This is a genomic window from Mycolicibacterium septicum DSM 44393 (assembly GCF_000455325.1).
Classification (GTDB): Bacteria; Actinomycetota; Actinomycetes; order Mycobacteriales; family Mycobacteriaceae; genus Mycobacterium; species Mycobacterium septicum.
The window spans coordinates 2,309,994-2,321,619 of record NZ_HG322951.1; the positions used below are offsets into that span (position 1 = coordinate 2,309,994).

At 67.8% G+C, this 11,626-nt stretch carries 12 protein-coding genes; 6 read left to right on the plus strand and 6 right to left on the minus strand.

What is annotated here, in order from left to right; genetic code table 11:
* The first annotated feature begins 31 nt into the window (after positions 1–31).
* Both TX88_RS10955 and TX88_RS10960 read left to right on the plus strand, forming a co-directional pair.
* Positions 32–1,270 (plus strand): fatty acid desaturase family protein, encoded by a 1,239-nt coding sequence (locus TX88_RS10955; protein WP_044516719.1) that lies wholly within the window; start codon positions 32–34, stop codon positions 1,268–1,270.
* 194 nt (positions 1,271–1,464) lie between these two features.
* On the plus strand, positions 1,465–1,887 hold the full coding sequence (locus TX88_RS10960; protein ID WP_044516720.1) for a PASTA domain-containing protein: 423 nt from the start codon (positions 1,465–1,467) through the stop codon (positions 1,885–1,887).
* 9 nt (positions 1,888–1,896) lie between these two features.
* Here the strand turns inward: TX88_RS10960 and TX88_RS10965 are convergent, their stop codons facing one another.
* The 3 genes from TX88_RS10965 to aroA form a co-directional block, all read right to left on the minus strand.
* Positions 1,897–2,703 carry an SDR family oxidoreductase gene (locus TX88_RS10965; protein ID WP_044516722.1) on the minus strand — a complete coding sequence of 269 codons (807 nt, stop codon included), beginning with the start codon at positions 2,701–2,703 and terminating at the stop codon, positions 1,897–1,899.
* Between the two features lie 70 nt (positions 2,704–2,773).
* Positions 2,774–3,754, minus strand: a complete 981-nt coding sequence (gene rsgA, locus TX88_RS10970) for a ribosome small subunit-dependent GTPase A (protein WP_044516724.1) — start codon at positions 3,752–3,754, stop codon at positions 2,774–2,776.
* Positions 3,755–3,760: 6 nt separating this feature from the next.
* A complete protein-coding gene (gene aroA, locus TX88_RS10975; protein ID WP_244438502.1) occupies positions 3,761–5,062 on the minus strand; it encodes a 3-phosphoshikimate 1-carboxyvinyltransferase in 1,302 nt (433 codons plus the stop codon).
* Positions 5,063–5,128: 66 nt separating this feature from the next.
* Between aroA and TX88_RS10980 the strand changes: the two genes are divergently transcribed.
* The 4 genes from TX88_RS10980 (at position 5,129) to TX88_RS10995 (ending at position 8,888) form a co-directional block, all read left to right on the plus strand.
* The gene (locus tag TX88_RS10980; RefSeq protein ID WP_209447048.1) at positions 5,129–5,899 is read left to right on the plus strand and encodes an SOS response-associated peptidase; all 771 of its coding nucleotides are present in this window, start codon (positions 5,129–5,131) and stop codon (positions 5,897–5,899) included.
* Complete coding sequence (locus tag TX88_RS10985; RefSeq protein WP_044516729.1) at positions 5,896–7,410, plus strand: DUF7782 domain-containing protein; 1,515 nt, start codon at positions 5,896–5,898, stop codon at positions 7,408–7,410. The genes TX88_RS10980 and TX88_RS10985 overlap by 4 nt, the downstream gene beginning before the upstream one ends.
* 81 nt (positions 7,411–7,491) lie before the next feature.
* Complete coding sequence (locus tag TX88_RS10990; RefSeq protein ID WP_044516731.1) at positions 7,492–8,043, plus strand: TetR/AcrR family transcriptional regulator; 552 nt, start codon at positions 7,492–7,494, stop codon at positions 8,041–8,043.
* Positions 8,043–8,888 carry an enoyl-CoA hydratase/isomerase family protein gene (locus TX88_RS10995; RefSeq protein ID WP_044516733.1) on the plus strand — a complete coding sequence of 282 codons (846 nt, stop codon included), beginning with the start codon at positions 8,043–8,045 and terminating at the stop codon, positions 8,886–8,888. Before TX88_RS10990 ends, TX88_RS10995 begins: the two co-directional genes overlap by 1 nt.
* Here the strand turns inward: TX88_RS10995 and ampC are convergent.
* From ampC to TX88_RS11010, 3 genes are all read right to left on the minus strand, one after another.
* A complete protein-coding gene (gene ampC, locus TX88_RS11000; protein ID WP_044519301.1) occupies positions 8,885–10,057 on the minus strand; it encodes a class C beta-lactamase in 1,173 nt (390 codons plus the stop codon). The two genes, TX88_RS10995 and ampC, sit on opposite strands and share 4 nt — an antisense overlap.
* A 15-nt stretch (positions 10,058–10,072) precedes the next feature.
* A complete protein-coding gene (locus TX88_RS11005; protein WP_044516735.1) occupies positions 10,073–10,861 on the minus strand; it encodes a class I SAM-dependent methyltransferase in 789 nt (262 codons plus the stop codon).
* 49 nt (positions 10,862–10,910) lie between these two features.
* Positions 10,911–11,626: HNH endonuclease signature motif containing protein (locus TX88_RS11010; RefSeq protein ID WP_162563119.1), on the minus strand; the 716-nt coding region annotated here is incomplete at its 5' end.

Below are 11,626 nucleotides of genomic sequence, written 5' to 3' on the forward strand. Positions count from 1 at the left end.
TACCGTAGGTAATTGAGAGAGGAGGCTGACGATGGCAATTACCGACGTTCCTGCATTCGCGCATCTCACCGATGCCGATGTCGAGAACCTGGGCATAGAGCTCGACGCGATCCGGCAGGACATCGAAGACTCCCGCGGTGAGCGCGATGCGCGCTACATCCGCCGCACCATCGCGGCACAGCGTGCGCTCGACGTCGCCGGCCGCGTCATGCTCGCGGCGAGCTCCAAGCGTTCCGCGTGGTGGGCAGGCACCGTAACCCTGGGCGTGGCCAAGATCATCGAGAACATGGAGATCGGCCACAACGTCATGCACGGCCAGTGGGACTGGATGAACGATCCCGAGATTCACTCCTCGTCGTGGGAGTGGGACATGAGCGGGGCGTCCAAGCACTGGCGGTTCACCCACAACTTCATGCACCACAAGTACACGAACATCCTCGGCATGGACGACGACGTGGGCTACGGCGTCATCCGCGTGACCCGGGATGCCAAGTGGAAGCCGTTCAACCTCTACGGCAACCTGCTGTTCAACACCCTCCTCGCGATCGGTTTCGAGTGGGGCGTGGGCCTGCAGCACCTGGAGCTCGGCAAGATCTTCAAGGGCCGCGACAACCGCAACGCCACGCTCGTCCGCGTGCGTGAGTTCGGCGTCAAGGCCGGGCATCAGCTGGCGAAGGACTACGTGGTGTGGCCGGCGCTGACGTCGCTGTCGCCGGGCGCGACCTTCAAGTCCACCTTGAAGGCCAATGCGGTGGCCAACGTCATCCGCAACGTGTGGGCCAACGCGGTGATCTTCTGCGGCCATTTCCCCGATGGCGCAGAGAAATTCACCAAGACCGACATGGTCGGTGAGAGCCGCGGCCAGTGGTACCTACGGCAGATGCTGGGCAGCGCGAACTTCAACTCGGGTCCGGCGCTGGCCTTCATGAGCGGCAACCTGAGCTTCCAGATCGAGCATCACCTGTTCCCGGATCTGCCGAGCAATCGGTACGCCGATATCGCGGTCCGGGTGCGGGCGCTGTGCGACAAGTACGACCTGCCCTACACCACGGGACCGTTCCTGGTGCAGTACGGCAAGACGTGGCGCACCATCGCCAAACTGTCGCTTCCCGACAAGTTCCTGAAGGACACGGCAGACAACGCACCCGAGACCCGCAGTGAGCGGATGTTCACCGAGCTCGAAGGGTACGGGGTCACCGATCCCGCGACCGGGCGTCGACGTGGCCTGAAGACGGCCATCGAGACGGTGCGGGGCTGGCGCCGCAAGTAGTCTCACCCGGCTTTTCAAACGAATGTGGGCTTGTGTCCGAGGATCCGCCGAGATCTGAGAACACAAGCCCACATTCGTTCGTGGGCCGATTGCCCGAATTCCAAGCAACCACCCGCCGTACTCCCAGGGTCCTCGCAGACGCCGCCAATAACCTTCTGCCTCACAGGGCGGGGACAGGCGAATCGGAGGTTGTTATGAGGAAGCTGCTCGCGGCTGCCATGGTGCTCGGCGCTTCCGCCGTACCGATCGGTGTGCTGGCCACCGGGGTCGCCGCAGCCGACGACTATGCCGGCCAGAAGTACTCCGACGCGCAATCGGCATTGGCAGACGCCGGGATGAAGGGTGTCGTCGCGACCCGCTCAGGCGACTCGGAGGCCGACGACGACTGCGTCGTCGCCAGCTCCGAGAAGGCGCCGTGGCTCAAGGGCGACAACTTCTCGCCGGTCACCGACACCGTGCTGCTCAACCTCAACTGCAGCGCGGGTGTGGCATCGGCGAAGACACCGGGCAACTCGGCCGCCAGCCCCGAGGGCCGCGCCGCGATCGCGGCGGCCAAGCAGCAAGCCGAGGAGGAGCAACAGCAGGCGGAGGCCGATCAGGCCAAGGCCAAGCACTGACGCTTCGCGTCACATGTTCAGCTCCCAGACCTTCGGCCAGTCCCTGCCGCGGACCGCGGCGTCGATGCCGCCGTCGACGAAGATGACCGACCCGACGAAGTAGCTCGCCTCGGGACCCAGCAGGAACGCCACCAGTGCGGCCACCTCTTCGGGCCGCCCGCCGCGCCCGGCCGGAATGGTCTTGAGGAATTGCTCCATCCCCGCACCGGTCAACGGATCCTTGCGGCCCTCCTGGGTCATCGGGGTATCGATGAGCCCCGGTGCGATCGCGTTGAGCCGGATGCCCTCGGCGATGTACTCCGCGGACTTGGTGCGCGCGTAGTACGCCAGTGCGGCCTTGGTCGCCGGGTAGGCCTGCAGTGCCGCGAAGTCGCCGTAGGTGGAGGCGACGGTGTTGGCGCCCACCTCGTCGCCGGCCAGGCAGGCGTCTGCCAGCTCGACCGGCCAATTGGGCTGAGTGGTGGTCGAATTCGAACTGATCAGGACCACCGACGCGTTCTCGCGGTTGGCCAGCAGCGGGCGCAGGCCTTCCAGCAGCTCGATCGCGGCGAAGTAGTTGACGGCGATCAGCAGATGCGCGGGACGGCCGGTTGCGGCGGCCAGCCCGGCGAACGGGACGAAGCCGTCGATGCCGCCGTCGGCCAGCTCGGTGACCTTCGCGATCGCCTCGGCGCGCCCGTCCGGGGTGCTCAGGTCCACGTTCACGTCGGCATCGCGCAGGTCGACGCCGATCACCCGATGTCCGTCGGACTCCAGCCGTTTCTTGGTCGCAGCGCCGAGTCCCGAGGCGCTGCCGGTGAGAACGTAAGTAGCCATAATCAGCGACCCTAGCGCCGCGCGGTCGCCGATCGACGCGATGTGCCGCCCAGCGGTACGCGGGAAACGGTCAGCTCTCGTTCAGGACCGCCAACAGGTGCCGAGCCGCGCCGACGCGGCCGGCTGCCGGGCCGGACAACGTGTCCAGGGCGCACTCCGGGTCGGCGGGCGGGCCCATGTGGCCGCAGCCGCGGGGGCAGTCGTCGATGGTCTCCGCGAGATCCGAGAACGCCTGGATCACGTCGTCCGGCTGGATATGGGCCAGGCCGAACGAGCGGATCCCGGGGGTGTCGATCACCCAGCCGGTTCCGTCGAGCGGCAGCGCGATCGACTGGGTGGAGGTGTGCTTGCCCTTGCCCACCCCGGAAACCTCACCTGTTGCCCGGTCTGCCTCTGGGACAAGACGATTCACCAGGGTGGACTTGCCGACCCCGGAATGGCCGAGGAACACGGTGACCTGATCGCTCAGCATGGGTGCGACCACGTCGAGCGGATCCTCGCGGCCGGCGGTCACGATGGTCAGGTCGAGATCCGCGAACTGTGCGGCGAACGGCTCGGGGTCGGCCAGATCGGATTTCGTCAGGCACAGCACCGGTTTCAGCCCACCGGCGTACGCGGCGATCAGTGCGCGTTCGACGAACCCGGTGCGCGGGGGCGGGTCGGCCAGTGCCACCACGATCAACAGCTGATCGGCGTTGGCGACCACGACGCGTTCGGTCGGATCGGTGTCATCAGCGGTGCGGCGCAACACGGTTCGGCGCTCGCCCCGGCGCACGATGCGGGCCAGGGTATCGGGCCGCCCGGACAGGTCGCCGACGATGTCGACGTCGTCGCCGACCACGATCGGGGTGCGGCCCAGTTCGCGGGCCCGCATCGCGACCACGCGGTGGTGCGGGTCGCGGTCGAGCGCGCAGCCCCAGCGGCCGCGGTCGACGGTCACCACCATCGCCGACTGGGCGTCGGCGTGGTCGGGGCGGGTCTTGGTGCGCGGACGCGAGCCTTTACCCGGCCTGATCCGGACGTCGGACTCGTCGTACTCCCGCGCTCCCAAGGTGGTTTACTTCCCCCTCGCCTGGGCGTCGCCCGCCAGCATCTGCACCCACATCAGCGGGAAATCGGGCAGGGTCTTGGCCGTGGTCTCGATGTTCTCCACCTCCACACCGGGCACCCGCAGACCGATGATCGCCCCGGCCGTGGCCATCCGGTGATCGGCATACGAGCGCCAGGTCCCGCCGTGCAGCGGCCGCGCCGTGATGAGCAGGCCGTCCTCGGTTTCGGCGCAATCACCGCCGAGCCCGTTGATCTCGGTGGTCAGCGCCGCCAGCCGGTCGGTCTCGTGCCCGCGCAGATGCGCGATGCCCCGCAGCCGCGATGTCGCGCCGTCGCGGGCCAGCGCAGCCAGGGCCGCGACCGTGGGGGCCAGCTCGCCCACATCGTGCAGGTCGGCGTCAAACCCGTCGTAGCCTTCGGCGCCACTGACTTCCAGATGTGAATCACGCTGGTGGACGGTCGCATTCACCTTCGTGATCAGGTCGAGGATCGTGTCGGCCGGTTGGATGCTCACGGTCGGCCAGCCGGCGATCCGCACCGTTCCGCCGGTGACGATCGCGGCGGCCAGAAACGGCGTGGAGTTGGACAGATCCGGCTCGATGTCCCAGTCCCGTGCGGCGACCGGGCCGGGGGACACCCGCCAGCGATTGGGGACCGAGTCGTCCACCTGCACGCCGGCGTCTCGCAACATCGCCACCGTCATCGCCACATGCGGGGCCGAGGGCACCGAGGTGCCGGTGTGCACGATGGTGAGCCCGTCGGCGAATGTCGCACCGGACAGCAACAGCCCGGAGACGAACTGCGAGGAACCTGACGCGTCGATCTCGACCGTGCCGCCGGCCACGGCGCCGCGGCCGCGCACCGCGAACGGCAGCCCGTCGCCGTCGACATCCACGCCCAGACCGCGCAGCCCGTCGAGCAGCGGGGCGATGGGCCGGGACCGGGCCTGCTCGTCCCCGTCGAACGTCACCGAGGTGGTACTCAGCGCGGCGACCGGCGGTACGAACCGCAGCACCGTGCCGGCCAGTCCGCAGTCGATCCGGGCATCGGCCGCCGGCGCGATACCGCCGCTCACGGTCAACTCTGTGTCGTCGTGTTCGGCCGGTTGCACGGTGACGCCCAGGCCGCGGATCGCGTCGATCATCAGATCGGTGTCGCGGCTGCGTAACGCGCCCCGGACCGTCGAGGGGCCCTGCGGGGTGGCCAGCGCGGCCAGCACGAGCGCGCGGTTGGTCAGAGACTTCGAACCGGGAACCGTCACCGTGGCATCGACCGGGGTTGTCGCCGACGGCGCCGGCCAGTGCTCCAATTGCTCCTGACGTCCGCTCACGCTGTACATCCTGCCTTGTCCGCGGACTCTGCAACCATGGGCACTATGTGTGGACGTTTCGCGGTGACCACCGATCCGGCGCTGCTGGCGCAGAAAATCCAGGCGATTGACGAGAGCGCGTCGAGTTCGGGGGACAAGGACGTCACGGGCGCCAATTACAACGTCGCGCCCACGACGACCATCAGCAGCGTCGTCAAACGGCACTCCGAACCCGAGGACGAGTCGACGCGGCGGGTCCGCTCCATGCGCTGGGGGCTGATCCCACCGTGGGTGAAAACCGCCGAGGGTGGCGGCCCGGACACCAAGGGCCCGCTGCTGATCAATGCGCGCGCCGAGAAGGTCACCACCTCGCCGGCATTCCGCAACTCCGCGAAGAACAAGCGCTGCCTGATCCCGATGGACGGCTGGTACGAGTGGAAACCGAATCCCGGTGGCGACGGAAAGAAGACTGCCAAGACCCCGTTCTACATGTACGGCGCCGACGGTGAGCTGCTGTTCATGGCCGGACTGTGGACCACGTGGCGCCCCCAGGGCGCGCCGAAGGATGCGCCGCCGCTGCTCAGTTGCACCATCATCACCACCGACGCGGCCGGTCCGCTCGCCGACATCCACGACCGGATGCCGCTGACCATCAGCGCACCGGACTGGGACCGCTGGATGGATCCCGACGCCCCGATCGACGAGGGCCTACTGCGCGGGCACGGCGATCTGGACCGGATCGCGGTTCGCGAGGTGTCGCGCTTGGTCAACAGTGTCCGCAACAACGGCCCGGAGCTCATCGAGCCGGCCGAACCCGAAGAGATGGGGCTGTTTTGAGCGGGACTGGGGGAGTCGTCGACCCTGGTCTTGTCGATGCGATCGGTGCCGATCTTCGTTCGGCCGGATTCACCACCGACGGGGTGGCCGAACTCCTGGGCGCCGATGCCAACGCCGCGCTGAGCCGGGGTGTGTGGTGGCCGGCCCTGCGGGCGACCCACGCCGCGCAGGCCGATCGTCAACGGCTGGGCGTGTTGGTGCGTCTGCTGCTGTTGGGTACCGAGGAAACGCCCGAGTCGGTCGAGGCGGCGTTCCCGTCGGTCGGCCTGCAGACCCTGGTCGCCGACGGGGTTCTCGAATTCACCGGTGACAGGGTGCGCGCTGCCCTGGACATCCGCCCGCACAGTGACGGGGTCCGGGAGTTCTACGTGGTGTCCGATCAGGACGCCGCGGTGCGGCGCGGGCCGTTGCACCACGATCATGTGCTCGGTATCGGCGGGGCGTCGGTGTCACTGGCCCGTGCGGTCACGCGCAACCCCGTCGGCCGCGCGCTCGATCTCGGTACCGGATGCGGTATCCAGGCCCTGCATCTGAACGCGCACTGCGACGAGATCGTCGCGACCGACACCAACGAGCGGGCGCTGGCATTGGCCGCGATGACCGCACGGCTCAACGGCATGTCGTGGGACCTGCGGCATGGCAGCCTGTTCGAGCCGGTGGCCGGTGAGCGGTTCGATCTGATCGTGTCGAACCCGCCGTTCGTGGTGGGCTCGGGTGCCCGTGACTACATCTACCGCGACTCGGGTATTGCCGGGGATGCGTTGTGCCAGAGCCTCATCGAGCAAGTCGGCGATCATCTGTCGCCGGGTGGCACCGCGCACATCATGGCCAACTGGCTCGTGCGGGACGGTAATGAAGGCGAGACCTGGCGCCAACGGGTTTCTGGCTGGCTGGCAGGCACCGGCCTGCACGCCTGGGTGGTGCAGCGCGAACTGGCCGACCCGGTCAGCTACGTGTCGCTGTGGCTGGCCGATGCGGGTGAGGATCTCGAACGGCAGGCGCAGCGGGGCGGGCAATGGCTCGACTGGTTCGCCGAACAGGGCATCGCCGGAATCGGCATGGGCATGATCTCGCTGCGCGTCCCGCGCGACGGCGATCCGCCCGAGCAGATCCTCGAGGAGATCACCGGCGCCGACGAGGCGCTCACCGGCTCGGAAGTGGACGCGTTCTTCGCCCGGCGGGCCTACCTGCGCGACACTTCCGACGATGCGCTGCTGGCGGCCCGGCTGTCCACGGCGCCGGTCTTCCTGGAGGAGCAGTCGCTGCCCGGACCAGAGGGCTGGCAGGAGGTCGGGGCCGCGGTGCGCCGCCCGGGCGGCCCGGCTGCGGTGATCGGGGTCGACGAGGTGCTGCGGGCGCTGCTGGCCGGTTGTCGTGGCGAGGTGCCGCTGGGCACGTTGATCCAGCTGCTCGCCGCCCATCACGGGGTGGATTCCGATGCCTTGGCGCAGGCCGCGCTGCCAGAGGTCCGTGAGGCGATCGGTCGCGGAATCCTCTATCAGGCGGAGTGACAGGGTTCTAGAGGATTCCTCGGTCTTGCTAGAGTGTTTCTCGTGCCACCGTCCAGGGCCAGAGGTGCGCGAGACCGGTTGATGTCGGTTGCGCGCCGTCGTTTCGCGGCCGAGGGGACCATCGCCCCGACGCTGGACGAGGTGCGGCGCGAGGCCGAGGTGAGCGTCGGATCGCTCTACCATCACTTCCCCGACAAACCCGCGTTGGCGGCGGCGGTCTACGCGCAGCTCATGGCCGAGTACCAGGTGGGTTTCCTGGCCATGCTGCGCGCACAGGCCACCGCCGAAGACGGGATCCGGGGCGGTGTCCGCAACCACCTGAACTGGGTCGCGGCCCACCGCGGTGAGGCGGCGCTTCTGCTGGGCGATCGGCTGGACAGCCCGGAGCTGCGTGCCGCCAACCAGAACTTCTTCGCGACCATCCGGGACTGGTGGCGCCCGCACCACACCTACGGGGCGCTGGTGGAGATGCGCCCGGGTATCACGGCTGCCCTGTGGCTCGGTCCCGCACAGGAGTACGCCCGCTACTGGGTAGCCGGTGATACCGCCGACATGGACAGCGATGTCGTCGAGACATTCGCCGATGCGGCATGGAAAGCACTGCAGGCCAGACCAGTTGAGGAGGTCTCGTGATGGACAAGCCCTTGTATCGCAGCATGGTGGCCGACGGGGACGACCCGGACGCTCCACAACGGATTCTCGTCGACCGCCGCGGTGATCGCGCCGTGGTGACTCTCGATGAACCCGACCGGCTGAACGTTCTGTCCGCACCACTGGTCCGGCAGTTGCGCCGGGCCCTGGAAGATCTGGCTGCCGACAACGACATTCGCTCCGTGGTGCTGACGGGCGCCGATCCGGGCTTCAGCGCGGGCGGCGATCTGCGCATGATGCGGGCCGCCATCGAGAGCCGGTACGAGGGCGAGGGAACCGCGGACGTATGGCGCTGGATACGGCGCGAATTCGGAGGTATCGCCCGGCTCATCGCTGGTTCGGACACCATCTTCGTGGCCGCCCTCAACGGGCCTGCGGCGGGCGTCGGGCTGGCCTGGGCGCTCACCTGCGATCTGACCATCGCCAGTGAGAAGGCCGTCATCGTGCCCGCTTTCGCGCGCCTGGGATTGATCCCGGAGGTCGGCACCAGCTGGGCGCTGACCCGGCGGCTCGGCTATCAGGGCGCGCTCGCCTACTACCTCAAGGGTGAGCACATCGACGCCGAAACCGCGCAGCGGCTGGGGCTGGTGCATGAGGTCGTCGCCCACGAGAAGCTCCTCGAAACCGCAGATGTGTGGTGCTCGCGGGTCGCTGCGCTGCCGCCGCACGCGGTCGCGATGGCCAAACCCCTGTTGCGCGCCGCGGCTGACGCCAGTTGGAACGATGCGCTCACGCTCGAAGAGTTCGCCGAGCCGACCTGCTTCACCACCGCGGCCTTCGCCGGCAGCGTCGAGACCATGCTGTCCGGCGGGACGCGTCCGAGCTAACCAGGCGTCTCGGACGAAAGCTGTTGCAGGACAGCGTGGGCCGCGGTGATGCGGGCGGGGATCGGATAGTTCTTGTTTGCGACCATCACCAGGCCGATCCGTTTGTCCGGTACGAACACGGCATACGCGCCGAAGCCATCTGTAGAGCCGGTTTTGTTGAACAACTTCGGAGTCGAGGTGGGTTGGGGAGTGACCGGCGTAGCCGGGTTCGGCTGCATGGCCATGGTGGTCGAGTTGCCGGCCAACAGCCGGTCGAGCGTGACCGGGTAGGAATACTGTTCCCAGCCGAGCCCTTGGGTCATGTCTCCTGTCTTGAAATATCCGACGTGCGTTCCGTGGACTGCATCGCGCATCGGTGCCTCAAGATCGTCCGGCGCGATGTTGGTCTCGACGAAACGCAGCAGATCGGCGGCGGAGGACTTGACGCCGTAGGCTTCGGCTTCGAAAACGCCTGGGTTCACCCGAATCGGCTCGTTGTCGGCGTTGTAGCCCCAGGCGTAATCGTCCATCTGGGATAGCGGCACTCGGATGTAGCTGTGGTGTAGCTGCAGCTTCGGGAAGATCTCTCCTTCGATCAGGTCGCCGAAGTCACGGTTCATCGCCAGTGCGGTGAGGTGGCCGAGCAGGCCGATGCTGGGGTTGGAGTATCGCCGCTGCCGACCGGGGGCGGCATCGGGTTCCCACTGCTGAAAGTAGGTGAGCATCTGGGCGTCATCCGTGACATCCGGCGGAAACTGCAGGGGCAATCCGCCCGCGGTGAACGTGCCGAGGTTGAGCAGGTCGGCCTTGTCGATGGCACTGCCCGTCAACTGCGGCAGGTAGGTGCTGGGGTGATCAGTCAGCGAGATCCGCCCGAGTGCGCGTGCGTAGGACGCCAGTGTCCCGGTGAACGTCTTGCTGACCGAACCGATCTCGAAGAGCGTGTCCTGGGTTACCGGGGCGCCGCTCTGTTTGTCCGCGACTCCGAAATCGAAGTAGCGCTGTTGGCCGTTGACCGTCACGGCTACTGCCATGCCCGGTATGTCGTACTGGGCCATGAGCGGTCGAAACGCACGGTCCACGGTGGCCGCGAGCGCATCGGGGCTTCCGGAAGCGGTCGCGTTGGCGAGCGCATAGAGCAAGACGACGACGGCGAGTATTCGCGGGACGGCTTTGGTGCTGTTCCTCATGTCATGCAGCACGTTTCATGCGTGGCGGCGCGCGGTCACCACCGCATAGGGTGCGTCGAAGGCCACCCGGCCCTCACTGTCGGCCTGTGCACTCAGCGCGGCGGTGAACGCGTCGAGCAGGCGGCCCCGCATCGGCTCGTCCAGCCGGCTCAGCAGGTCCACATGCATCGGTGATTCGTCTGCGATGAAGCGCGCCGCGGACTCGACGGAGTCGAATTGCCAGGTATGTGAACCGGTTTCGAATTGCACGTCGTCGAACCCGGCGGCCAGCCGAGACTGCACGACGTCGAGGTCGCCCCACTGATCGGGTGAATACACCGAGGCCGGCGGCCGGCCCAGGGTCTCGACGATCGGGGTGAAGAACGGGTTGCCCGCCTCATCGCGGACCCAGGTGGAGAACGCAAACACCCCGCCCGGGGTCAGCAGCCGGGCGACCTCGGCGACCAGGCTCGTGGGCTCCACGAAGATGATGCCCATGTTCGACACCACCGTGCCGAACCCGCCGTCGGGCAGGCCGCTGTGCGCGGCGTCGGCGACCACCCACTGCACCGCGTCGGCACCGGGCCGCTCGGCGGCGATGGCGATCAACTCGGCGGTGAGATCCACGCCGGTGACCCGGGCGCCGGCTTCGGCGGCGGCCAGCGCCGCGCTTCCGGTACCGCAGGCCAGATCGACGAGCGCGGTGTCACGCACCGGCCGCAACCGATCGGCTGCGGCGATGACCTCATCGGCGATGACGGCGATGCGTTCGGCGACGGCCTGGTAACGGCCGGCGGCCCAGTTGGTGGCTTGTGGGTCAGGCATGCAGACGAGCCTAGATGGGGTATGCGATGACCGGGGTGATCGAGTTCGATTAGTACGGCGGGGGTTTGTCGAGTTCGGTGTTGAGTCGGCGTTCGGTGTTGATGCGTTGGGTGCGGGTTTGTTGGCGTGTGTGTTGGCGGACCGGCATTTTCGTGTGTCGGTCGATGGTGGCCGTTGGCGCGGACTTGGCGGGTGGGGCCGGGGTGTGGATGGCCCAGTCGGGGAACAGGATCTGGCTGAAGGGTGTGGTCTGGTAGGTGTGGCCGGTCGGTGCGGTCCAGGTGTGGCTGCCGTCGGGGTGTTGAACATCGGTCCAGCCGCCCTTGCCGGTCTCAAAGGTCTTGAGGAGGTGGTGGGTTCGGCATTTGGGTCCGAGGTTTCCGGGGTGGGTGGCACCGGCGGGCCATGCGGTGGTGTGGTCGAGGTCGCAATGGTGGGCTGCTACTCCGCAGCCGGGGAACATGCAGACGAGGTCGCGCATTTGGACGAACGCGGCCAGCTTTGATGTGGGCCGGTAATGCGGTTGGGTGGTGAGGTCATCGGGGTGGGTGAGGTGTTTGACGGTGGCGCCGGTGGCGATGAGTTCGGCCAGTAGCGGTGCGGGTACGACGCCGCCGCCGAGAAGGACTGCGGGAGGCCCGGTTACGGCTGGTGTGCGGTCGGCGGGGTAGTCGTTGGGGTCGGGTTTGCCGTGGATGCGTGGGTCCCGGGGTGGTTGCGCCGGGCCGGCGGTGGGTGTCTGGGCTTCGTCGTCACTGTGGGCGT